Below are 24,149 nucleotides of genomic sequence, written 5' to 3'. Positions count from 1 at the left end.
ATTCTTTTGTAGAATTCAAGGCATAAATAGCAAAACTTCCTAACCAGTGGCCACCTTCGTAGCCATCATCAAAAATACTTGGAAGCGAATAATTAATATGTTTATTAGCTATATTTTTCAAGTGACTATATTCAGGCAGGCCTTTAGCTATTGTATTCATACTCCACGCTCTTGAGAAATTAACACCATCAAGATGTACTAATTGACCATCAGTCCGATCTGATACTAAACCAACTTCTAAATTAAAATTCTTATTTTTTAATTCTGGCAGAAAATCATTCAGCCAAATTTTAAAATCGTTAACAGATAACAAACGCTTCATTAAGGCGGCTTCTTCCAAACATGGCGATAAAAAATCACTTCCGCTAGGCTCCCAAGACATAGGGCAATTTTTATCCTCCTTAAAAAAATATAAGGCTCGGGTTTTAATAGCATTTTTCAAGGGTTCATGGTTAACCGTTACAGCATAATCATAAGCAAAAGACAAACCAAAAGCCGTGTTTGTATGCGTTCCTACCCGCTGCGGATAATTTAACTTTGGTAAAAATTCAATATATTTTGAAACTATTAAATTGGTTAACGGTTGCAAGTTAGCCTCCAACTGTCTTGCGGTTTCATTATCCCAGGTATGTAACGCTTCGGCGAGTTTTAATAACCAAGCCCAACCATAAGTACGCTCGTAAGATGTATTGTGCTTACCTTGAAAATAGGCTACCTCGGCTTCAATATTTTCCATTGAAATGGTATTAAGAAGTTTTTGTTTAATAACCGAAGCGTTATCAATTTCGGGAAACGATTTTAACAAGCTTACCAAACTCCAATGCCCATGAACCGATGAGTGCCAATCGAAACAACCATAAAAGGCCGGATGCAATTGCATTGGTGATTTTAAATCTTCCTGACCTCCCAAAGTTTGCGATAAGCGATTTGGGTACTCGGTATTAATACAGTTTAACGGTAAGTTTGCTAAAGCATTTGCTTGATTAATATTAAGTATGCTTACAGCTTCTAGCTTGTTTTCAACCGCAGGTTCTAATTCTCGGCTACTTGGTTTATTCTGGCAATTAAAAACTAAAAGTACTAGTAGTAAATTAAGGGTGTTTTTCATGTTATAAATTTATAATTAAATCTATTAATGAAAAAGGAATTTGTAAGGAGAAAGATGCGATAGCTATGATTGAATATACTTTAACAATCGATTATGATTAAACCCCAAATGCTTACCTATTTTGAATTCGACTTATTCATGTCATTCAAATTGGTCATAAATTTAGTTTTGGGGACAATAACTTTAGTATCATTCAAATCAAACTCTTTAACAAGGTCTTCTTTTTTAAATTTTGATAGCGTTGCATCTACCGCCTCTTTACCACCTAATTTATATAACTCATCGGGCTCCGAAATTTTATTTTCTTTAATTTCATAAAGTATAGCTGCCTCTGTTTTATTGAGTTTATAATCTTTAGAATAGTCACTGATTTTTTGATCCCTATGATCTCTAATTTCCTTAGAATTACCAACTTCTTTTTTCTTATCATTCTCTAATTTTATATTGTAAAGCGCGTAGTCTGCTTTTTCATTAGAGTCTTCTATCTTTTTATCGATAGTCGCAATTTCCTCGGTTAACTCATTAAAAACTTTAGCATAAATACCTTGCAAAAAAACATCACCAAAAAGGGCTGCCAACAAACAAAGACTAACAAAGTATGTATAGTTTTTAAACCTTAAATGTTCTTCAACAAAGTCTAGAATATTACTAGATACTAGTTTTAAAAACAATGGTAATACGGCCGCCGCAATAATACCCAAAAAAATAGGTTTTACAATACTTGTGCGATCATCTAAACCTAGATCCATCATTAAATAATTACCAATACCACCCATTGCACCAGCGATTACAGCAATAGATATTAATATTTTAATATGTTTTGATTCCTTCATGTTGAGTGATCTATTAGTTTTGTTATGTGTGAATTTTAATTCGTATTGGAGATTTTTTTAACCTTTATTAGCTAGTAAAGTTTCCATATACTTTTTAGTGCTTGCATTATAAATCCCTGTAATATTTAATTTAGAGTTTGTAGATTGAAGTTGCTTTATGGCATTTTCAGTTTTATTGCCATATCTTCCGTCTGAAGTCCCAGGATTAAACCCCAAAACTTTTAAAGCGTTTTGAAGCTTTACAACATTATTTCCTTTACTACCATTACGCAACGGACTTGGTGGAAGCTTTGCACTTCCGGTATTGGTTAATCTTCTAAAAGACAAAACTCTATCGGTTGGATATGCCGATATAGAAACCGCATCGCCTTGGTTACCGCCTAAAACATAAATACGAGTACCATCTTTTGAAAACCCTAAGTAAATACCAACATGACCTAAATGGGAATTAATACTATCTCTCCAAAACACAGCAATATCTCCAGGTTCTGGATCTTGAGTTTCAAAACCCACGGTTTGCCAAGAGCGTGCCGCCGCAGATTTTGAGGTATCTAATCCAGCTTGTTTCGCCACCCAATTAATAAATATGCTGCACCAAGGGGTTTCGTCATCTTTTATCCATGAAAAAAAGGATTGTTCAGCATACTCCAAAATACGCTTATTATGTTCTATCCCTTTTATTTCCGTAATACCAACTTCGTTAATAGCTACATTTAATAAATTTTTCATGCTTGATTGATTTGTGCTCTATGCAATTTGAATTAATTATAAAGAGATTAAAAGAGGAAAAACCCTTTTTTAGCTATAGGAAAAACACTGACTTTTTATATATGAAGATTATTTAACACCTTTTTTTTTAATATCCTCCTCTTATTACAGTGCTCTCGACAGAATAAAAAAAACCACAAAACACTCAATATATAATTGATTTTTAACACTTTACAAGTAATAAAAATATTATATTTGTAATACTCCCCATTTAATTGCAACTTTTTAATAGCTATTAAACATTTTTATTATGTACTATGTAGCTGTTGTAGACGATTTCCAATTATTAGCTCAGGCTATGGCAACCTTGGTAGATTCTTTTAAAAATTTCCAGGTGTGTTATACCTGTAATACTGGTAAAGAAATTATAGAAAAATTAGATGCTTCCTTAAAACATCCAGATATCATTCTAATGGATGTAAATATGCCTGTTTTAAACGGTATACAAGCCACAAAACACATTAAAAATCGCTATCCAAATGTAAAGATTATTGCCATTTCAGTAGAAAACAAAAAAAATGATGTTTTACAAATGCTAGAAGCAGGCGCAAAAAGTTTTTTATTAAAGAATATCGAAAAAAGCACTTTAGAAAAAGCCTTAATCCAAACCATTAACAAAGGCTATTACCATACCGAACATGTATCAAAAATACTTGTTGACGCACTTCATAATCAAGAAAAAAACAAGAGCATTTTGAAAGAGCGTGAAATAGAGTTTTTAAATCACGCTTGCACCGACAAAACCTATAAGGAAATTGCAGCCAAAATGTTTCTAAGCCCGAAAACGATAGATGGCTATCGCGATGCCTTATTTAATAAGTTTAATGTGAGAAACAGAATAGGATTGGTGCTTTATGCGATTAAAAATAAGCTTTTTACGCCTTAAAAAAACAGGTTATCATATTCTGATAGCAACTTACCTTCTATTTTAAAAAGCAGACTATTCAGTATTTTGGGCGTTACCCAAAAGGGTCGGGCTTTCCACTATATCTTTTGTTTTTTATGTTCCTACTTAGGCAGAAACTCGCTAATAACCAAGTATATCTATTATTACTAGTAATCTTCAACCAACAAAAACAAAAGGATGCCGTTGCAATCCCTAACGCACTTGTTTGCTGAATTCTCATATTTAATTTGAGGTTTTTGTTCGTTTACAATAGTAAGGTTATAATCGTTTTGCAATGACAAGATTCAAAAGATGTATTTTTAGAACGAAACACTCTTATGTTCACGAGCGAGACGCTCGCGCTAGCGAGGGGTGCTGGGGTGTGTAATGTGCGTGTTGGCTATCTTATTGAGTACTATATTATATTTAACCTTTTTAGAGACCCTACATATATTGTTTAAAACTCTTAATGATTACTAAATTATAGAGTAGTATTTTTAATTAATTTTGTAATATGGAAATATTGAACAACAATTATTTTATAGTAATTATAACAATTATTTTAACAGCTATTTTTACTAAATATTTTGAACCGAAATTACCTGATTCAAAATATATTATTAATAAGATATTAAAACCCTTAGTTGGTAAAGCGGATAAATTGCTTTTCTATTTTTTTTGTGTACTTCTTTATTCTATTATCCCTATTTTTATTTTAAAATATTATATAAACGATATTATTGATACAGATAGTAAAACTATAGGTGTTATAATATACTTTTGTATTTGTACGTTTTTTGTAAGTATATATTTTGCTGATATGGGGAATTCTAAACTACACGATAGAATTAGTAAATTAGAAGAAGAATTAAAGAATAAAAAAGATAAGAAATTTAAAGGCAATTAATATTATTATTTCTAAACGAATAGTTATATTTTATTGATTCCAATTATTTTATTTTCTCTCTATTGTTATTTATTATTTATTGGTGTTGTATGGTTATTATTAGTTGATGTATTTATATTTATTTTCTTCTATGTTAGTATTGATTGTTATGTATTCCCCGCTAGCGCAAGCATCTTGCTTGTGCCGTTAAACTATTATTCACCCAATTTATTATAAATTATTTATTTAGGTATTATTATTGTTAATATCGAAACGCTTGAGAAACCAACATATTAAATTAGAGTTTTAATCAAAGAGATTCCTGCCTCCGCAGGAATGTTTAACCCAACCAACCATCACGATCTAAACTACGATACTGTATAGCCTCACTTATATGAGCACCATTAACATTGGCATCACCTTCTAAATCAGCAATAGTTCTAGACACTTTCAAAATCCTGTCGTAAGCACGAGCCGATAAGTTTAAACGTTCCATGGCTGTTTTTAATAGTTGCTTTGAACCCTCATCTAAAACACAATGGGTTCTAATTTGTTTCACGTTCATTTGGGCGTTATAATGTACGCTATCAGAATCTTCAAAACGCTTGGTTTGCACCTCTCTTGCTTTAGTAACTCGTTTTCTAATATCTACCGATGTTTCTCCTTTTCTGTCATCACTTAACTTATCAAAAGGCACAGGGGTAACTTCAATATGGATATCAATTCTATCTAACAAAGGGCCAGAAATTTTTCCCATATAGCGTTGCATTTCCGCTGGAGACGATGTAATTGGTGCGTCTGGGTCGTTAAAAAAACCACTTGGACTAGGATTCATACTCGCCACCAACATAAAAGACGATGGATAGGTTACCGTAAATTTTGCTCTAGAAATCGTAACCTCTCTATCTTCCAATGGCTGCCGCATCACTTCTAAAACCTCCCGCTTAAATTCAGGTAATTCATCTAGAAACAAAACCCCATTGTGCGATAATGAAATTTCTCCGGGTTGCGGATAACTTCCGCCGCCAACAAGCGCTACGTTCGAGATTGTATGATGAGGACTTCTAAATGGGCGTTGCGCCATTAATCCTGTGTCTTTAACCCGACCAACAACAGAATGAATTTTTGTAGTTTCTAAAGCCTCATGCAACGTCATTGGTGGTAAAATACTTGGTAATCGTTTTGCTAGCATCGTTTTACCAGCACCCGGAGGACCAATTAAAATAATATTATGACCGCCAGCTGCCGCAATTTCCATACAGCGTTTTATACCTTCCTGTCCTTTTACATCCGAAAAATCGAACTCAGGGAAATCTAGATTTTTTTCAAACTCTTCTCTAGTATTTATAATGGTTTGTTCTATAGGTTCGCCTTTATCAAAATAGTTAATAACTTGCTCAATATTTTCAACACCATAAACCTCCAGGTTATCCACAATAGCAGCTTCTTTGGCATTTTGTTTTGGTAAAATAAAGCCTTTAAAACCTTCTTCTCTTGCCTTTACAGCTATAGGTAAAGCGCCTTTTATGGGTTGTAAACTCCCATCTAAAGACAACTCACCCATAATGAGGTATTTGTCTAAATCTTCGGCTTTAATTTGATTTGTAGATGCTAGAATACCAATAGCTAAAGTTAAATCGTATGCGCTTCCCTCCTTTCGCAAATCGGCAGGCGACATATTAATTATAATTTTTTTTCCTGGAATTCGATAGCCGTTATTTTGAAGTGCTGCTGCAATTCTAAAATTACTTTCTTTGATAGCATTATCGGGTAATCCTACAAGATGATACCCCACACCCTTATCTACATTTACCTCAACGGTTATGGTTGAAGCTTCTACACCAAATACAGCACTAGCAAAAACTTTTTTAAGCATATAACAACTATCTTTTAGGATATTCACTAGAATATCTCATTGGATTTCATATTGCTTAAATGTAAGAAATGTATTTAAATTATAATAATTTAAAACATAAGACCTCGAAAAGAACTACAGAGTCTTATTTACAAATCTAAAATAACTGAATTAAATATATTACACGATGATGTATTATTAAAAAAAATAACAGAAAAACTAGCAAGCTCTATCCTTTTGCTTGAAATTGTTAGTGTTACTGCTATCTAACAATTAACATTTCACTCTACAACTTACTAGTTATCAGTAGATTCTATTAAAAACCACGAATATATATATCTTTTATAAAATTGAATTATTAATAAAATGTATTTTAATCATTCTAGATAAAAACAAAGAATCCCGCCGAAGCGGGATTCAAATAAATTGGATTTTCGAGCTAATACGTTTTATTAACATATAAACTAAATCCAATTCACTGATGAAAAAATTTATACGGTTTTTAGTTTAAAAACTTAGGTTTAATTACTAACATAGCCCAAGCCCAGTTTTGCATATCTGCCGCTGCACTTTCATTAACACTTTTTAGCTCATACATACCATCATTAGCAAACATTTGCGAGTATCCTACCACTAAAGCATAACCTTTAAATGCTTTTTTAAACACAATATCAATTTCAGTTCCTAAAGATTTTTCTCCACTAACCAATTCTTGCTCACCACTAAAATTTAATGCTTTAACCATTAAGCTGGAAGATTTATTTAATTTAAAATCTGCACTTACATGAATATCAACTAATCCAACATTGTTAGCATGGTTACCTACGTAGAAATAATCCATAAACCCATTGAATTTATGATTTGTACCATATAATGGAAAAAAGGCTTCACTATCGGCGGTTGCTGTATCGTTACCGCTAATAATTTCTAAACCTGCACCAAGCTTTACTTTATCAGATGTTTTGTACGTTAGGTCCAATCCTAATAAATAAGCACCATCAACAGTATCTCCCATTTGTAAAAATGCGTTTGCTGCAGCTCCAAATTTCCCTTTAGAATAGTCTAAATGCGTTCCAATAGTTTGAATACTGTTTACACCATCTGGATTACTATTTGTGTCGTATTTTTGAAAACCATTGTTTAGTACTAGTAGGCTACCAGAAAAGTTTTCCCAAGCTTGTTTTAAATATACATATTGCATGGTTTTATATGAAAAGTATCCTGTTGTACTATACACCGTTGAAGTAGATTGAAACCCTGTTGGGTTAGAATAGTCTTGACTAAACGCCAAACCAACATCGGCCATAAATTTTCCTTTTTTGTACTTTAATAAAGCAGCATCATGGTTACGCCCCTGTTGTGCCCAATCTAGACCCCCAAAAATTCTTTGGTCGTCATAAGAAATAACTTGACGTCCTAATTTAGTAGAAAACCCTTCTCCTAATGTTATATCTGCCCAAGCTTGAAATACTGCAAACGAGTTGTTTTGGTCGTACGGTAAAATTTGTCTGTTTTCTCCCCAAACCATAATATCTTGAAAGCTTAAATAAAACTTATAGGCATCCGTATTATAACCTGCATTTAATCTAATTCGTGTTGAAATACCAAAACCAGGATCTGCAGCATCTGCAATAATACTTCCAAAACCATTTCGGTACTCGGTTCTTGGTCTAAATTCACCATCTAATGTAAACTGTGCCTGTGCAAATTGAACTATCAATGCCATTAGGCCTATTAATACATATTGTTTTTTCATGTTACTTGTTTTTAATATTTGATTGTTTGAGTTTTTGTTAATTTTTAGTTGTAGTTATCCTTTAATTATGATAAAAATAATTTCATAATTTGAAAATCACAACAAGTTTTATTGTTAATTATTTAATTAATGCTCTAAAAAGTCAATTAAGTGTTTTCTGTATTTGTAGTAATCCTCGTGCTCTAAAACAGATTTACGAGTTCTAGGCCGTTCAAAATCAATATTTAAAATATCACCAATTTTAGCCTTTGGTCCGCTAGTCATCATAACAACGCGATCTGCTAAAAAAATAGCCTCATCCACATCGTGTGTAATCATAACCGCAGTAATTTTTTCCTTATTCCAAATTTCAATAAGTATATCTTGAAGCTCTCCACGTGTTAACGAATCTAACATTCCAAAAGGCTCATCAAGCAATAATACTTTAGGTTTAATAGCAAAAGCTCTTGCAATACCAACACGTTGTTGCATACCTTGAGATAACTCTGAAGCACGTTTATTAAACGAATCTTCCATACCTACTTTTTGCAAATAATATTTAGCAATATCGGTACGTTGTGCTTTTGATGCGTGCGGAAACACTTGGTTAACACCTAACATAACATTTTGTAAAGTTGTCATCCAAGGCATTAAACTAGGTGCCTGAAAAATAACACCTCTATCTGGCCCAGGACCCTTAATATGTTTTCCTAATACCGAAATATTACCTCCGGAAATAGGGTTTAATCCAGCAATCATAGAAAGCATGGTTGTTTTTCCACAACCAGAATGCCCAATAATGGTGACAAACTCTTCTTTTCGTATTTGGAGATTTAAATCTTCTAGAACCACATAATCACCCTTTGGAGTTGGATATACCTTCTTAAGGTTTTTCAAATCCAACATGACATTCTTCGAAGGAAAAAGACCATTACTAGTTATTGTTTTATTTTCTAATATAGTGCTCATAATCTCCTTATTTAAACTGGTTTACAAAATCTTTAGGACTTAATTCCGGAAGTACATATTCTACTGTAGACTTCGATTTTCTCTCATCACCAATATCCATTAAGTACTCAATAATGGCATTTCTAGTTTCTTTAAAATTTGCATTATCGTTCATCTCTGTTTTATCTCGTGGGCGCTCTAAATCTATTTTAAACTCAGGTCCTAAAGTGGCATTAGGTCCTGGTCGTAACGGAATAATACGATCTGCCATATAAATGCCTTCATCTACATCATTAGTAATTAATAAGGCTGTACGTTTATCTTGTCCCCAAATATTTAAAATTTCATCCTGTAAATTTCCACGCGTTAAAGCATCTAACGCCCCCAATGGCTCGTCCATAATTATCATTTCTGGTTTCATGGCTAAAGCTCTAGCCACAGCAACACGCTGGCGCATTCCACCAGATAACTCCTTAGGTCGTTTATTAATGGCAGGTGTTAAACTTACCATCTCTACATAATTGGCAACAATTTCATTTAACTCCTTTTTATTCTTTTTCGGAAAAGCTTCCTTTACAGCCATATAAACATTTTGCCCTACCGTTAACCAAGGCAACAACGAATAATTCTGAAAAATCACCCCACGCTCATGGCTGGTTCCCTGTACTGGAGCACCTTTAAACAGAACTTCTCCTTTAGTAGGCTCAATTAAGCCATTAATTAAATTTACCAAAGTCGTTTTTCCACTACCAGTAAATCCCACAATAGCAACAAACTCGCCTTCCTCAATTGTCAAATTAATGTTCGACAATACTTCGGTTTCGTTCTCACCTTGCCCGTAAGTTTTATAAATATTATTTAATTCTAAATATGCCATTTTCTTATTTGTTTAATTGTTAATTTGTTGATGTGTTTAGCCGATTACACGATTAAACATTAAAACAATTCAACACTATTAAATTGCATCCGTCTTATCAAAACTCACCCAATTTTGTATAGTTAGCATCAATCGATCTAACAAGAAACCAATAATACCAATTACAAACATGGCAACAATAATCTTTGCGTTAGAGTCGTTTGCACCGTTTTGAAATTCCTCCCAAACAAATAATCCTAAACCAGGACTTTGGGCTAATAATTCAATAGCAATTAATACCATCCACGCTACCGATAAAGTAATTTTTAATCCTGTAAAAATTAATGGTAAAGACGATGGTAAAACCACCTTAAATATTTTCTGAAAATTACCAAGCTTTAATACTTTAGCAACGTTTATATAATCCTTATCTACAGACGATACACCCATAGCCGTATTTACCAAAGTAGCCCACATAGAACATAACCCCACACTAATAAACGAGATGGTAAACGAGCTATCCTCATTAGACCCTATCAATAATGTTTTTACAATCATAAAAACCAATAAGTACCAAACCACTGGAGATACAGGCTTAAAAATTTGAATAAACCAATTAAACGCACTTTTTAAAGTAGGACTTAGACCAATAAAAATCCCCAAGGGTACAGCAATAAATAATGCCAATAAAAAACCCGCAAATACGGTTTTTAAACTTCTAAAAATTTGATCTACAAACGATGGTCTTCCTGTATACGTAATAGCATCCAATCCTTGAGCGACACGTGTTTCGTTTAAAGCAGCCGTTTTTTCTATAAAAGCAGCCTTATCTGCAGCAATAATATTATGGTCTCGCAATAAAGATTTATAGGAATCCCAAACCTGACTTGGCGATGGTAATGTATTTGGCTGGCATCCAGACTCTCCTGATGCTATACATGCACGTAAAACATCTGCCGCTTCCTGACCTTGATCGGTTAGAGCTTTTTCAATTTTATGATCGGCTTCAATATTATACAAAGACTTTGCCCCCATATGCCACAAACCAATAAACAACAGAATAGAAGCAACCGGCACAACCGTTTTACGTAAAAAAGTTTTAAATTCTTCCTTGTCTAGCTTTCCTGTAAATAGGTTTTTTAAAGTGCTTAAAAAACCGAGTCCCATAAATTTGGTTACTTTTCCTAATGTTAAACTTTGCCTCATGAGTTACTTATTTTTTTGTTTTTTATCTATATTATCACACCAAACTTGTTTCAACACCTATCACTTAACAAGATTCTGAAACAAGCTCAGAATGATAAAAACTTTAATTTTATCCTATACTATTGTACCGCCTTATCCTTGTTACCAATTTTAAAACTATTGATATAAGAAATAGGATCTTTAGCATCATACATTGTACCATCTATAAAATCTGTTGTAGCAGGTTTATAGCCATCTGTTGTTGGAATATCTGCTGCAGGAATATTACCTTCTTCCACTAAAAGTTTAGCTGCTTTGGTCCAAATATCTGGTCGGTAAATATCTTTAATCGTATTTGCATACCAATCTGCTGGTTTCGCTTCAGGAATTTGTCCCCATCTTCTCATTTGTGTTAAAAACCAAATCCCATCAGAGTAAAACGGATACGTTGCATTGTACTTGTAGAATACGTTAAAATCTTCCATTTCACGTTTGTCTCCTTTTTCAAATTCAAAAGTTCCTGTCATAGAGTTAGCTAATACCTCTTCTGGCGCACCAACATATTGAGACATTGACAATATTTTTACAGCTTCAGCTCTGTTTGTTGGCTCATCTAACCACTTCCCTGCTCTAATTAAAGCTTTGGTTACGGCAATAGCCGTATTTGGGTTATCTTCAACAAACTTCTCTGTCATTACAAATACTTTTTCAGGGTTATTTTTCCAGATATCATAATTGGTTACTACGGGTACTCCAATACCTTTAAAAACGGCTTGTTGATTCCATGGTTCACCTACACAATACCCGTAAATCGTACCTGCTTCAAGTGTTGCTGGCATTTGTGGCGGAGGGGTAACAGACAATAAAACTTCGGCATCAATTTGCCCTTGTACATTATCTGCCGTGTACATTCCTGGGTGAATTCCTGCAGCAGCTAACCAATATCTAATTTCGTAATTATGCGTAGAAACTGGGAACACCATACCCATTTTAAAAGCATTACCATTTGTTTTGTACTCATCTATAACTGGTTTTAACGCTTCTGCTTTAATAGGATGAATAGGTTTTCCGTCGGTATCCTTTGGCACATTTGGTTTCATTTTAGACCACACATCGTTAGATACCGTAATACCGTTACCATTTAAATCCATTGAAAAAGCAGTTACTAATTTTGCTTGACGTCCAAACCCTGCTCCTGCGGCAATAGGCTGCCCCGCTAACATATGAGAACCATCTAACTGACCATCAATTACACGATCCAATACATTTTTCCAGTTTGATTGTGCCTCAACAGAAACAAATAATCCTTCATCTTCAAAAAAACCTTTTTCCTTTGCAATGGCTAAAGGTGCCATATCTGTTAATTTGATAAAACCAAATGTTAGTTGTGGCTTTTCAATAGCTAATGTTTTAGTTTTTGAAGTTTGGGTAGCCGTATTTACTGCTATCGCATTTTTCTTTTCTTTTCCACCGCATGCTATTAGTAAAGCAGCTACAGGTAAAATCCAAGTTGTTTTTTTTAGTAGAGATTTCATTTTTGTTATGTTTTAATTTTACACTAAGTATTAATACTTACTCATGGCAAATATATAAGTAGACTTTATTTCATTTTATGAGTATCCCCATATTAAAACCTCTTTTTAAACCATAATAAAACCTACTAAAAAACATGTTTTAAACCTAAACAATTTTAAATCAATAAATTAACCTGACAATAAATAATACGTATACCTACGTAAATTAAATAAAGCAGAAAAAATATAATTAAAATAGACTCTAAAAAGCGTACACATGTAAGCAGCAAAAGGAATTATAAAGTTTAAAATAGAAGCTATTAGAATTAAGAGGACCTTTAAGTTATTAAGTAATAGAAAAGCTAATACCAGTAGGTAATTAGAAGTAACTTAAAAATATTAGGTGTCCAAGAAGTAGTTATGCTCACTAATCTCACTTTTTAGAAGCTGAACATCTGTGATGCTAATTTTTTTACCTTTTGCACTAATTAATCCTTCTTTTTTTAGGATAGAAAAAACGCGAATAACCTGTTCTTCAGTTGTACCCGCATAATCGGCATACTCCCTTCTACTTAAAGGTAGGTTTAGAAATCCACGTAAATCACCAAATTTACGATTAATATATAATAAGGTATCTATAACACGCTCACGAACTGTCATTTGCGAAATAGACTTTACTTTGTTCTCACTCCTATTTAGTTCGTTAGCATAAAACAACATCATACTGTATGCAAATTTTGGATTTTCAAGCAAATAATCCTGCACTTGCTCTTTAGCAAAATAATACAACTCGGTATCTTGTAGCGCAATGGCACCAATAGAATAGTATTCTTGAGTACCAAAACCACGATGACCAACAATTTCGCAAGCTTTTGCGAAACGCACAATCTGTTCGCGACCATTAATCCCTGTTCTAAATACTTTTACCGTTCCTGCTTTTATAAAATAAAGACCGTTTACTGGTGCGCCTTCAATAATAAATTGTTGTCCTTTTTGACATTTAAGTATTGGATTATTACGTACTACTTTAGAATTAAAAAGTACATCATAAAAATTATGTATCAAGCAATTATGAGTTCCACAAACACCACAGGTGCCATCTAATGATGTTTTAATTTCGAATGGATTGTTTGAAGTAGAAACCAACATGAAGTTATATATTTATTCAAAAATAAGTATTAATACTTATTTATCATACTTAGAATTTAATTTTTACAGGTACTTCAATAAAATACACTTCCTAATCAATTAATCTAAATTTTGTTAACTATTTTTTATTTGATTTTTATTATTTAGTGAAGAACCTTATGTGTTAGTGAAAACTTAAACAGATTCGTTATATTTGTTGAGACATAACGAAAAAACACTTATGATTTCAATTCCTGAAGCCATTTCAATTGTAAAAAAGCACAGCGAACCATTATTGAAAAATACAACAAAACAAGTTGAAAAAGCTGGAGGCTATTTATTATTTGAAGATGTTACATCACCTATAAATATGCCACCGTTTAGACAATCGGCAATGGATGGCTATGCTCTGCATTTGCATGAAGATTTAAACTACAACTTAATTGGCGAAGTAAAAGCTGGTGATAGCCATCAACCTGTTTTAAAAAAAGGCGAAGCTGTTAGAATATTTACGGGAGCTGCTGTACCAGATTCAGCAAATGCCGTTATGATGCAAGAAAAGGTTATTAAAACAGAAAACCATATCACCTTAGAACAACAAGGAACAATTCAGCAAAATATTAGACCATTAGGCGAACAGGTTAAAACCGGAGATATTGCTTTAAAGGCAGGAACCAAATTAACCCCTGCAGCAATTGGTTATCTTATGTCTTTAGGTATAACAAAAGTTTCAGTATTTAAAAAACCCAATATTGCTATTGTTACCACTGGTAACGAGTTGATTGAGGCTGGTCAAGATTTAGCTTTCGGAAAAATTTACGAAAGCAACTCAAAAATGCTACTAAGTGCGCTTTATAGTTTAAAATTTTATGACGTTACACTTTACAAGGTTGACGACAATTATACCAAAACCATCGAAACGCTCAATACAGCAATAAACGATAAGGATCTTGTGCTAATTACTGGCGGTATTTCGGTGGGCGATTACGATTTTGTTGGTAAAGCCTTAAACCAGTTACAAGTAGAAGAGCATTTTTATAAAGTAAAACAGAAGCCGGGTAAACCTTTATTCTATGGAAAAAAGAATAACACCCAAATTTTCGCTTTACCCGGTAACCCCGCTGCTGCCCTATCGTGTTTTTATGTGTATGTATATATAGCGCTACAGAAACTCATGAATCGAGATGTTTTAGAATTACCAAGAATTGAAGCTAACTCCATTTCAAGTTTTAAGAAAAAAGGAGATAGACCTCAATTTCTAAAGGCTATTTACAATACCGGAACAGTTGAGATTTTAGAAGGTCAAAACTCTTCAATGTTGCAAACTTTTGCACTTTCAAATGCTTTAGTTTATGCTCCTGAAACGGTTACCGAAATTAATAAAGGAGATACCATAGAGGTTATTCAATTACCAGTTTAAAACGACATTATGGGATACAAAATAAAAAGTAGAATATGGATAGAGTCAGATAACAACGTACTTCTAGGCGAAGGTCGAGTGCATCTACTAAAAGCTATTCATAAAACAGGGTCACTTTCAAAAGCAGCAAAGTCGCTAAATATTTCCTATAAAAAGGCATGGCAACTGTTAGATTCCGTTAATAAATCGGCTAAAAAACCTGTAACTATAAATAGTATTGGTGGTAAAGGAGGTGGAGGCGCAGAACTTACAGAGTATGGAATATCGTTAATTGAGGCCTTCGATGAAATTAATAAAAATTGTTGGGCTTTTTTAGATAAGCAACTGGAAAAATTTGAGCGTATTTAAATGTTACAAACCGAAAACATATATCTCTTTCTACTAATCTTACCTGTAGTATCCTTTTTATACGCTAGTGTAGGTCATGGCGGTGCTAGTGGTTATTTGGCTTTAATGGCTTTGTTTTCCTTTGCACCAGAAAGCATGAAACCTACTGCCCTATTACTTAACATTTTTGTTGCGGGCATTTCATTTTACTATTATTATAAGGCAGGCCATTTTAATAAAAAGCTTTTTATTTCATTTGCCATAGCTTCTATTCCACTCGCTTATTTGGGTGGCACTTTAGAGGTTGATGCTTCTATCTATAAAAAAACACTTGCTGTATTACTAGTTTTTGCTATTCTAAAAATGCTCAACGTATTTGGAAAAGAAAGCAATAACATCAAGCTAGTAAAACTTTGGCAAGGTTTAATAGTTGGTGGTATTATTGGGTTCTTTTCAGGACTAATAGGTATTGGTGGTGGCATTATATTAACACCTATAATTCTGTTATTGCATTGGGGAAAAATGAAAGAAGCTGCCGCAGTTTCCGCACTTTTTATTTGGGTAAATTCAGTAGCTGGTTTAATTGGTCAATTACATATTGGTGTTTCTATTGAAAAAGAATCATTTCTTTTAGTTGCCATTGCGTTAGTAGGCGGAATTTTAGGTGGTTATTACGGCAGTAAAGTCATTAATAACCAACGTTTACGATATATTTTAGCTTTTGTATTAATTATAGCCTGTGGCAAATTATTTTTCACTTAAATGATAGACAAAAAAAACATAACAGGAATCATTTTAGCTGGTGGAAAAAGCTCCCGTATGGGAACAGATAAAGGTTTTTTAATATTGAACAATCAACCTTTTGTTCAATATAGTATTGATGCTTTATCTCCATTGGTCTCCGAAATTATAATTGTTTCAGATAATCCCGATTATGATGTTTTCGGACTGAAACGCATAAATGATATCACTAAAAATGCTGGCCCTGTTGCAGGAATTTGTTCTGGGCTAGAAGCCTCTTCAACAGACTATAATTTAATTTTAAGTTGCGATATACCCCTGATTAACACCCACATACTTGAAATACTTATTGATAATATTGATGCTAATTCTGAAATTATCCAAGTTGAAAGCAATGGTAAAAGCATGCCATTAATAGCGTTGTATAAAAAAGACGTTGCTAAGACCTTTAATTCATTTTTGAAAAATGATGAAAGACGCTTAAGGGTTGTTATTAAAAGTTGTAAATCTAAAAATATGGTATTAGAAAAAGAAAATGAGTTTACTACAATGAATGTAAATACTCAAACCGAATTAAAAGCAGTTGAAGATGCATATAAACATTAAATATTTTGGGCAAATAGCTGAAATTACTAAGACTGAAGAAGAATCCTTTGAGTTTTCCGGTCGTCTTGTGTCAGAATTATTAGATACGCTTTATGTGAAGTATGACACACTTAAAACCAAAAGTTTTCAAATCGCTCAAAATCAAGAATTAATCTCGATAGAAACCAAATTAACAGGAGCAGAAATTGCATTATTACCTCCCTTTGCAGGAGGATAAATTATTATGAGCAGATACAGCAGACATATCATTTTATCCGACATCGGTCAAACAGGACAAGACAAAATCTCAAAAGCAAAAGTATTGGTTATTGGTGCAGGTGGTTTAGGCTGCCCAATACTTCAATATCTTACTGCTGCCGGTATTGGAACCATTGGTATTATTGATTTTGATGTGGTTGAATTATCCAACTTGCAACGTCAAGTTTTATTTGGATCTTCAACACTTGGAAAGAACAAAGCCATCGCAGCCAAAGCACGATTAGAAGATTTGAATGATAGCATTTCATTTATCGCTTACGCCGAAAAATTAACACACAAAAATGCTATTGAATTATTTAAGCAATACGATATAATTGTTGATGGTTCAGATAATTTTGAAACGCGTTACTTAGTGAATGATGCCTCTATTATTACAAATAAACCATTGGTATTCGGAGCCATTTACAAATTTGAAGGACAGGTTTCGGTTTTCAATTATAATAACGGACCAAGTTACCGTTGTTTGTTTCCTAATACACCAGAACAAGGCAGTATCCCAAATTGCTCTGAAATTGGTGTATTGGGAGTGCTTCCAGGAATTATTGGAAGTATGCAAGCTAACGAGGTTTTAAAAATAGTTTTAGGTATTGGAAATGTTCTTTCAGGGAAAATACTCTGTTACAATGCTTTAACAGCTCAAACTTCAACAATAAAAATAAAAAGAAATGAAACTAATTATCAATCTGTTTTAATCAATAAAGACAATTTCAAAGATAAAAGCATTAATATTAGTTGTGAATCAGCTATACAAAGCGTTTCCATAGCAAGTGTACTAACAAAAAATAATATCCAGTTTATTGATGTTAGAGAAATAAACGAATTACCAATAGTTAAAGACTTAAAAGTAACTCGTATCCCTTTAAGTCTGCTAGAACAAAATTTAAACCAAATTGATGCATATAAAAAGAAAGTCCTTTTTTGTCAATCAGGTGTTAGAAGTAAACGTGCAGTTTCAATATTAAAAAATGCGAATATTACCAACTGTTTTAGCATGAAAGAAGGCGCATTAGAAATAAATAATTACACAAAAGGATCATAAAATGAAAGAAAAAAAACCAAAAAACGTATTTCAAGAAGGTGCTATAACTTCAGAATTCATTGGCAATTCTATTTACAAACACCAAACAAAAACAAGTATTGGTGCTCATAACATTTTCTTAGGACAAGTAAGAGCGGACGAGATAGATGGGAAAACGGTTTCGGCAATAGAATATACTGCTTATGAAGATATGGCAAATCAGAAATTTCATGAGATTAGAGAATCTGCTTTTGAAAAGTTTGATTTAACATGCATGCACATTTACCACAGCCTTGGAACTGTGAAAGCGGGAGAAATTTGCTTATTTGTATTTGTGTCTTCACCAAGGCGAAAAGTCGTTTTTAAAGCTTTAGAATTTATAGTTGAAGCTATTAAAGCAGATGTTCCTGTATTTGGGAAAGAAATTTTTGAAGACACTTCACACCAATGGAAAGTAAATAGCTAAATAATGGTAGATATTACAACAAAAAACACAACTCTAAGGACCGCCATTGCACAAGCTGTTGTTAAAGTGAGTAAAATAGAAACAATACAGGCTATTGAAAATGATACAGTTCCAAAAGGTAATGTATTTGCCATGAGTAAAGCAGCAGGTTTATTAGGTGTAAAACGAACACCAGATATTTTACCTGATTGCCACCCCTTACCTATTGAATTTACTGGTGTTGAATATGAAATTAATGATTTAGAAATTACAGTTCTATTTACAGTAAAAACTATTTATAAAACAGGTGTTGAGGTTGAAGCGATGCACGGTGCTAGTGTTGTTGCCTTGAACATGTATGATATGTTAAAACCAATAGACAAAGGCATAGAAATACACGCTATTAAATTGCTTAAAAAAAGAGGTGGTAAATCTGATTTTAAGGATACGTTTAGAAAAGATTTAAAAGCCGCTGTTGTGGTATGTTCCGATACTATTTCTGCAGGTCATAAAGAGGATAAAGCTGGAAAAGCTATTATAAGTAAACTTGAAAGTTGTAATGTTAAAATTTCGGAATATGTTATTATTCCTGATGAGATTGAAGACATTCAACAAAAAGTAAGAGCTTATCAAGAGCAAGGTATAGATATGGTCATTTATACTGGCGGAACAGGCCTTTCAGGGCGCGATGTTACCCCAGAAGCTCTAATTCCGCTTTTAGAAAGACGTATTCCTGGAATTGAAGAAGCTATTAGAAGTTTTGGACAACTACGTATACCATTTGCCATGCTATCCCGAAGTGTAGCAGGAACTATAGGAAACACCTTAGTACTGGCATTACCAGGTTCTACTAATGGAGCTAAGGAATCAATGGATGCTATTTTTCCTTCCGTGTTACATGTTTTTAGAATATTAAAGGGCGCACGACACGACTAGTTTTTTGCACAAAAACACCAAGGCTCAAAAGCGGAAATACTAAACTAAAAAAAATTGAATGCTGAGATCGAAAATTTATTATGAAAGATAACAAAAACATTTTACAAGATTCACATGGTAGAGATCATACCTATCTCCGTATTTCATTAATTGAACGTTGCAATTTACGGTGCACCTATTGCATGCCGGAAGAAGGCGTAAAATTATCTCCAAAAAGTCATTTAATGACTTATGAAGAAATATACGAAATAGCTAAAACGTTTGTTAATCATGGTGTTACTAAAATTAGGTTAACAGGAGGCGAACCCCTAATTCGAAAAGACATTCCCATTATTTTAGAAAAATTAGCGACGCTTCCGGTCGAGCTATCCATAACATCCAACGCCGTAATAATCGATAAATTTATTGATGATTTAAAAGCCAGCGGTGTAAATAAAATTAATGTAAGCTTAGACTCCTTGGATGCCGCCAAGTTTAAACATATTACACGCCGTCATGAGTATAAAAAAGTTTATGACAACATTTTACTTTTGGTTAAAGAAGGTTTTACGGTTAAAGTAAATGCGGTTTTAATAAAAGGTTTTAACGACAATGAAGTTATCGATTTTATACACTTTACCAAAGATTTACCTATTTCCGTACGCTTTATTGAGTTTATGCCTTTTGATGGTAATAAATGGGATATGAGTAAAATGGTATCTTATTCAGAAGTGATGACGTTGGTTAATAACGCTTTCGCGGAATATAGCATTGAACGTTTACAAGATGCACCTAACGACACCTCAAAAAATTACAAAATAAAAGGTTATAAAGGTAGTTTTGCCATTATAAGCTCGGTTACTAACCCGTTTTGCGATTCGTGTAATCGATTGCGTTTAACAGCAAATGGCCAACTAAAAAACTGTTTGTTTTCAGCTGGCGAATCAGATTTATTAACCACTTTAAGAGCCGGAAATTCTATTGAACCCGTAATACAAAAAGCTGTTGAAGCTAAATTTAAAATACGCGGAGGTATGGATACTTTAAAGAAACTTAAACAACCTAAATTACACAACAATAATAGAAGTATGATAACTATTGGCGGGTAAATAATTATGGACTAAATTAACAAACCATCATCAGAGTGGTCCTTGTATTTAAACAAATCGAAACTCAATATTTTGTTTTTATAATTTACCAATATTTCCTTCTTTAATAATTTCTGAGGTAATGGAATTCTCATCTTAAAATAAGCAGAAGGATAACAGTAAGCATGTTTTTTTCTAATTCCATCGACCTTATTGTCATGATTTAAATTACTTTTATCGGTAGTTACCACTAAATTATTTCTACTTACATAAAAATTAAAATCTTCTTTTACATATCCTGGAATTTCTAATTCGTAGTGAAAACTAGAATCGGTTTCCAATACCTTTAAATTTGGATTTTCGTTAGTTCTTGAAAAATAACGCTTGTAGGCTCGTGATAAACTTCGATTTGTTTTTGATAATGGAGACATAATTAATTAATATAAAATTAAACGGGTATAAAAAATAGCTCAAAACTATTAGAGTAGAGTTTAAAAAGGAACTAAAAAACATCTATCTATCTGAAAATCAATTAAATTTAAAACAAAAAAATGAATTAAACCATTAATACTTTGTAAATTTTCACCTCGTAATAATTATTTAACTTTTGGACCCATTAATTTTTAAACAAAAAATAAAACATATAGCGGATATCAGCAAACAGCTTTAATTGATTTAATAAATGATATTTAAAACCGAATAATAATTTATAAGCATCACCCATTTGCATTACTTGAACATTTAATAATTTCTGATTGTAAAATCTTACAGATTAGTTTAGATTTAGGATTAGCTATTAATCTTAATTTAAGACTATTATTATGAAAACATTAAAAAACGCCCTTATTCTCTTTGCTTTTGCTTCACTTTTTTTATTGGGTTGCAGCAGTGAATCGGATGGTGATTCTGGAAACGCAAAAGGTATTATTGCATTATCAGGAGATGAAACAGACCTATTTGGCACTAGCCTAACGGTTAGTAATATTTTAGAAGGTGCCTATCAAACAGGCACTAGTAAATCGGTTACCTTAACCCATAAAAGTATAGAAATTGATCAGGATGGTGAAATAACCCCAACCACAGCAAGCTTAGCAAACAGTTTTATAATTGTTACGGCTCAATTTGATGATGAAGATAATGCGTCGGCCACAAAAAGTATTTCGATGATAATTATCAAAAATGGAGAAGAATACAGGTTTGTTTGTGTATCTGATTATAATGGCGGAGCTGATGAAGTGGATTGTGGTACTGGTTTTGAAGTAGACCAAAAAAACAATAAAGTTATTTTTAAAAATACTACTGTTAAAAACACTGTAACAGATAAAATATTAACCATGAATGGTGCTGTTTCTTGGTAAATAAAAAAACTCAGGCCTTAATTAAGTCTTGAGTTTTCTAAATGTTTTAAACTAATAATTTAATTAGTATTATTTAATTTATCTAAATAATCTTTTATTGAAAATACGGTTTGAAACATGGTTTGTTTAATTTTACTCCTTTCTTTAAGCTCTTTACTATATCGTAAAATAAAATTTTGATTTATTCTTATATGCTTAATTAAACCACATATACCATACTCTTTTTTATTCAATACTTTAGTGCTTACATAACCTATATGATTTAAATTAAATTGATTAAACATAAACCTAGAACCCGAACGAACTGCGGAAATATCTGATTTATTTCTTTTAATATCTAATATTGAAAAATCTATTTTACTCAATTCTTTAATTTCTTTTAATATTTGATATGTATTGTCTTTACTAGCGTTATTTACAAAACAAAGTTCTAAGTTTTTAGCTTGATTTAAATTCTTAACAAATAAATCTGTGTTTATATTATTTTCAATATTATGACACACTATAATAACCCCTATTCGTATCATACTTTTTAAATCATTTTTAATTCTTTAGTTTCAAAAGCAGTTAGTTTTGACTTTTTACCTCTATACACCCAAGCTATTTGAACTAATTGTCCAACAATTTTTACGGAGTCTTTCATAGAAAGTTTAGAACCATCGGCATGAACCCACCTTTTTAATGGTTGTTCGCAAAGCATTGCTTTTGCCTTTTTTAATCCATAATAAATACTCATTCTTTTAAAAATTTCGACATCGAAAATCCATTGGGTTACAAACTTTTCCCTAAATGCAATATTAATAACATCCTTATGAAAAATTTTAGCCCCACATTGCGTGTCTTTGAATTCCATTTTTAAAATTTTCCGGATAATAAAATTAATAGTCAAACTAATTATTTTTCGTGCTGATTCTTTAGTAATGTTAGCCCCCATTCTTGAAATACGGGAACCGCTTACAATTTTATAATCTGAAGTTTCTATGGTTTTTACCAAATCATCAAAGTCTGCCAAATCGGTAGATAAATCGGCATCTAAAAACCCTATGTAATCTAAATCTTCTTTCTTTGCCATGTGCAACATACCTAAACGTACAGCTTCAGCTTTACCCCCATTTTTTTCACAGTCGTAAACCGTTATAAAATTTTCTCTTCCTTTTTGTAACCCCTTTAAAACCTCTAGTGTTTTATCTGTGCTACCATCGTTAACAAAACATAAATGATATCCAGAATTTTTATTTATGTAACTAATAAACTCATCGCTTAATAAACGTTCTTCTTCGTTATAACAAGGAATTACAACACCTACACAACGCTCCTGAATCATGACATTATTATTACTAATAGCAATGTCAACTTTTGGAGCACCAATTAATCGCTTAACACGAGCACTAATTTCGTTTAAGCTTAAAGGTTTTTTCATATAATCATTAATACCTAATTCGAAACCGTGAGTAATCACATTATCTTTGGTGTTACCAGATAATACCATTACAGGAGTATTGGATTTTTTTGAGTTTCTTATATATTTTACTATATCTAAACCAGAAACATTAGGCATATTTACATCTACAATTACTAAATCTGGATTTTCATTATTATAAATTGATATACCTGCATATGCATTGGTTTCTATTATCACTTCGTATCCTAATTCCTGTAACCGTTTTTGTAATGGCAATAAAACTAATTGTTGATCGTCTATGGCTAATATTTTCATGATTTGAGTTTTTTTTATTAATGAGTTTGGAAAAAAATATTTAATCGCTTTATTCGTGAACAGATATCATCTAAACAAATTGGTTTTTTAATGTAATCGTTAATCCCTAATTTGAAAGCTTCTTTTATAACATCATCTTCAGTATTACCTGATAGGACAATAATTGGTAAAGACTCATTTTTTTTAATTCGTATATGGTTTATAAATTCTATTCCAGAAATTTCAGGCATATTAATGTCTACAATTACTAAATTAGGTTTAAAACTATCAAACAATAAAATCCCATCAATAGCATCTGGTGTTGTACAAACTTGATAACCTAGTTCTTCTAACCTTTTGTTAATTGGCATCAACACTGTTTGCTCATCATCTATTACTAAAACTTTCATTTCGAGGGATATTTTTATTAACTATAGGTCAAAATTACATCTAAAAACCTCTATGTCTTTTCAAAATTAGATTAAGCCATTTATAAGTGTAGACGAATGGTAAAAAGCTATAGATAAATTAAATTTGTAGCCTAATTAAATTATTTATCTTTACCATGTAGCACA

At 32.4% G+C, this 24,149-nt stretch carries 26 protein-coding genes; 12 read left to right on the top strand and 14 right to left on the bottom strand.

The window, feature by feature from the left end; all coding sequences use genetic code 11:
* The 3 genes from ABJM36_RS08440 to ABJM36_RS08430 all read right to left on the bottom strand — a co-directional run.
* On the bottom strand, positions 1–1,108 hold a 1,108-nt coding region (locus tag ABJM36_RS08440; protein ID WP_348451015.1), incomplete at its 3' end, for a DUF2891 domain-containing protein.
* A gap of 116 nt (positions 1,109–1,224) precedes the next feature.
* The gene (locus ABJM36_RS08435; protein WP_348451014.1) at positions 1,225–1,941 is read right to left on the bottom strand and encodes a YEATS-associated helix-containing protein; all 717 of its coding nucleotides are present in this window, start codon (positions 1,939–1,941) and stop codon (positions 1,225–1,227) included.
* Positions 1,942–1,998: 57 nt separating this feature from the next.
* Entirely contained in the window at positions 1,999–2,670 is a 672-nt protein-coding gene (locus tag ABJM36_RS08430; RefSeq protein ID WP_348451013.1) for a TIGR02594 family protein, read from the bottom strand.
* Positions 2,671–2,959: 289 nt separating this feature from the next.
* Here ABJM36_RS08430 and ABJM36_RS08425 point away from each other — a divergent pair, with 289 nt between their 5' ends.
* A complete protein-coding gene (locus ABJM36_RS08425) occupies positions 2,960–3,595 on the top strand; it encodes a response regulator transcription factor (protein ID WP_348451012.1) in 636 nt (211 codons plus the stop codon).
* A 514-nt stretch (positions 3,596–4,109) separates the two neighbouring features.
* The gene (locus tag ABJM36_RS08420; protein WP_348451011.1) at positions 4,110–4,502 is read left to right on the top strand and encodes a hypothetical protein; all 393 of its coding nucleotides are present in this window, start codon (positions 4,110–4,112) and stop codon (positions 4,500–4,502) included.
* A 319-nt stretch (positions 4,503–4,821) separates the two neighbouring features.
* On the opposite strand, the gene ABJM36_RS08415 is transcribed toward ABJM36_RS08420, so the two are convergent.
* The 7 genes from ABJM36_RS08415 to ABJM36_RS08385 form a co-directional block, all read right to left on the bottom strand.
* Positions 4,822–6,357 (bottom strand): YifB family Mg chelatase-like AAA ATPase, encoded by a 1,536-nt coding sequence (locus ABJM36_RS08415; RefSeq protein ID WP_348451010.1) that lies wholly within the window; start codon positions 6,355–6,357, stop codon positions 4,822–4,824.
* 481 nt (positions 6,358–6,838) lie between these two features.
* On the bottom strand, positions 6,839–8,092 hold the full coding sequence (locus tag ABJM36_RS08410; protein ID WP_348451009.1) for an alginate export family protein: 1,254 nt from the start codon (positions 8,090–8,092) through the stop codon (positions 6,839–6,841).
* A gap of 126 nt (positions 8,093–8,218) precedes the next feature.
* Entirely contained in the window at positions 8,219–9,040 is an 822-nt protein-coding gene (locus ABJM36_RS08405; RefSeq protein WP_348451008.1) for an ABC transporter ATP-binding protein, read from the bottom strand.
* Positions 9,041–9,047: 7 nt separating this feature from the next.
* Positions 9,048–9,896 (bottom strand): ABC transporter ATP-binding protein, encoded by an 849-nt coding sequence (locus ABJM36_RS08400; protein ID WP_348451007.1) that lies wholly within the window; start codon positions 9,894–9,896, stop codon positions 9,048–9,050.
* Positions 9,897–9,974: 78 nt separating this feature from the next.
* Positions 9,975–11,081: an ABC transporter permease gene (locus ABJM36_RS08395; RefSeq protein WP_348451006.1), complete on the bottom strand. Its 1,107-nt coding sequence runs from the start codon at positions 11,079–11,081 to the stop codon at positions 9,975–9,977.
* Positions 11,082–11,200: 119 nt separating this feature from the next.
* A complete protein-coding gene (locus tag ABJM36_RS08390; RefSeq protein WP_348451005.1) occupies positions 11,201–12,595 on the bottom strand; it encodes a CmpA/NrtA family ABC transporter substrate-binding protein in 1,395 nt (464 codons plus the stop codon).
* Between the two features lie 378 nt (positions 12,596–12,973).
* Complete coding sequence (locus ABJM36_RS08385; protein WP_348451004.1) at positions 12,974–13,723, bottom strand: Crp/Fnr family transcriptional regulator; 750 nt, start codon at positions 13,721–13,723, stop codon at positions 12,974–12,976.
* A gap of 220 nt (positions 13,724–13,943) precedes the next feature.
* Here ABJM36_RS08385 and ABJM36_RS08380 point away from each other — a divergent pair, with 220 nt between their 5' ends.
* The 9 genes from ABJM36_RS08380 to moaA all read left to right on the top strand — a co-directional run bounded on the left by ABJM36_RS08380 (position 13,944) and on the right by moaA (position 20,541).
* Positions 13,944–15,122, top strand: coding sequence for a molybdopterin molybdotransferase MoeA (locus ABJM36_RS08380; protein WP_348451003.1), 1,179 nt, complete (start codon positions 13,944–13,946; stop codon positions 15,120–15,122).
* 9 nt (positions 15,123–15,131) lie between these two features.
* Positions 15,132–15,470, top strand: coding sequence for a molybdenum transporter (locus ABJM36_RS08375; protein ID WP_348451002.1), 339 nt, complete (start codon positions 15,132–15,134; stop codon positions 15,468–15,470).
* Positions 15,471–16,211, top strand: a complete 741-nt coding sequence (locus ABJM36_RS08370) for a sulfite exporter TauE/SafE family protein (RefSeq protein WP_348451001.1) — start codon at positions 15,471–15,473, stop codon at positions 16,209–16,211.
* Positions 16,212–16,796 (top strand): molybdenum cofactor guanylyltransferase, encoded by a 585-nt coding sequence (locus ABJM36_RS08365; RefSeq protein ID WP_348451000.1) that lies wholly within the window; start codon positions 16,212–16,214, stop codon positions 16,794–16,796.
* On the top strand, positions 16,780–17,013 hold the full coding sequence (locus tag ABJM36_RS08360; RefSeq protein ID WP_348450999.1) for a MoaD/ThiS family protein: 234 nt from the start codon (positions 16,780–16,782) through the stop codon (positions 17,011–17,013). Before ABJM36_RS08365 ends, ABJM36_RS08360 begins: the two co-directional genes overlap by 17 nt.
* 6 nt (positions 17,014–17,019) lie before the next feature.
* Positions 17,020–18,093: a molybdopterin-synthase adenylyltransferase MoeB gene (gene moeB / locus ABJM36_RS08355; RefSeq protein ID WP_348450998.1), complete on the top strand. Its 1,074-nt coding sequence runs from the start codon at positions 17,020–17,022 to the stop codon at positions 18,091–18,093.
* A 1-nt stretch (position 18,094) separates the two neighbouring features.
* Positions 18,095–18,538: a molybdenum cofactor biosynthesis protein MoaE gene (locus ABJM36_RS08350; RefSeq protein WP_348450997.1), complete on the top strand. Its 444-nt coding sequence runs from the start codon at positions 18,095–18,097 to the stop codon at positions 18,536–18,538.
* 3 nt (positions 18,539–18,541) lie between these two features.
* A complete protein-coding gene (moaCB, locus tag ABJM36_RS08345) occupies positions 18,542–19,453 on the top strand; it encodes a bifunctional molybdenum cofactor biosynthesis protein MoaC/MoaB (protein WP_348450996.1) in 912 nt (303 codons plus the stop codon).
* An 80-nt stretch (positions 19,454–19,533) separates the two neighbouring features.
* Positions 19,534–20,541 carry a GTP 3',8-cyclase MoaA gene (gene moaA / locus ABJM36_RS08340; RefSeq protein WP_348450995.1) on the top strand — a complete coding sequence of 336 codons (1,008 nt, stop codon included), beginning with the start codon at positions 19,534–19,536 and terminating at the stop codon, positions 20,539–20,541.
* Between the two features lie 11 nt (positions 20,542–20,552).
* On the opposite strand, the gene ABJM36_RS08335 is transcribed toward moaA, so the two are convergent.
* Positions 20,553–20,951, bottom strand: coding sequence for an Hsp20 family protein (locus ABJM36_RS08335; RefSeq protein ID WP_348450994.1), 399 nt, complete (start codon positions 20,949–20,951; stop codon positions 20,553–20,555).
* 390 nt (positions 20,952–21,341) lie between these two features.
* Here ABJM36_RS08335 and ABJM36_RS08330 point away from each other — a divergent pair, with 390 nt between their 5' ends.
* Entirely contained in the window at positions 21,342–21,878 is a 537-nt protein-coding gene (locus tag ABJM36_RS08330; protein ID WP_348450993.1) for a hypothetical protein, read from the top strand.
* Positions 21,879–21,937: 59 nt separating this feature from the next.
* On the opposite strand, the gene ABJM36_RS08325 is transcribed toward ABJM36_RS08330, so the two are convergent.
* The 3 genes from ABJM36_RS08325 to ABJM36_RS08315 are packed head-to-tail and all read right to left on the bottom strand — an operon-like array spanning position 21,938 to position 23,984.
* The gene (locus ABJM36_RS08325) at positions 21,938–22,405 is read right to left on the bottom strand and encodes a glycosyltransferase (RefSeq protein ID WP_348450992.1); all 468 of its coding nucleotides are present in this window, start codon (positions 22,403–22,405) and stop codon (positions 21,938–21,940) included.
* A gap of 5 nt (positions 22,406–22,410) precedes the next feature.
* On the bottom strand, positions 22,411–23,595 hold the full coding sequence (locus ABJM36_RS08320; RefSeq protein WP_348450991.1) for a response regulator: 1,185 nt from the start codon (positions 23,593–23,595) through the stop codon (positions 22,411–22,413).
* A 17-nt stretch (positions 23,596–23,612) separates the two neighbouring features.
* The gene (locus ABJM36_RS08315; protein ID WP_348450990.1) at positions 23,613–23,984 is read right to left on the bottom strand and encodes a response regulator; all 372 of its coding nucleotides are present in this window, start codon (positions 23,982–23,984) and stop codon (positions 23,613–23,615) included.
* Between the last annotated feature and the right edge of the window lie 165 nt (positions 23,985–24,149).

Source organism: Algibacter sp., from assembly GCF_039977455.1.
GTDB lineage: Bacteria > Bacteroidota > Bacteroidia > Flavobacteriales > Flavobacteriaceae > Algibacter_B.
The sequence above is the reverse complement of the archived record's forward strand: the minus strand, read 5'-3'. Positions and strand labels throughout refer to the sequence as shown.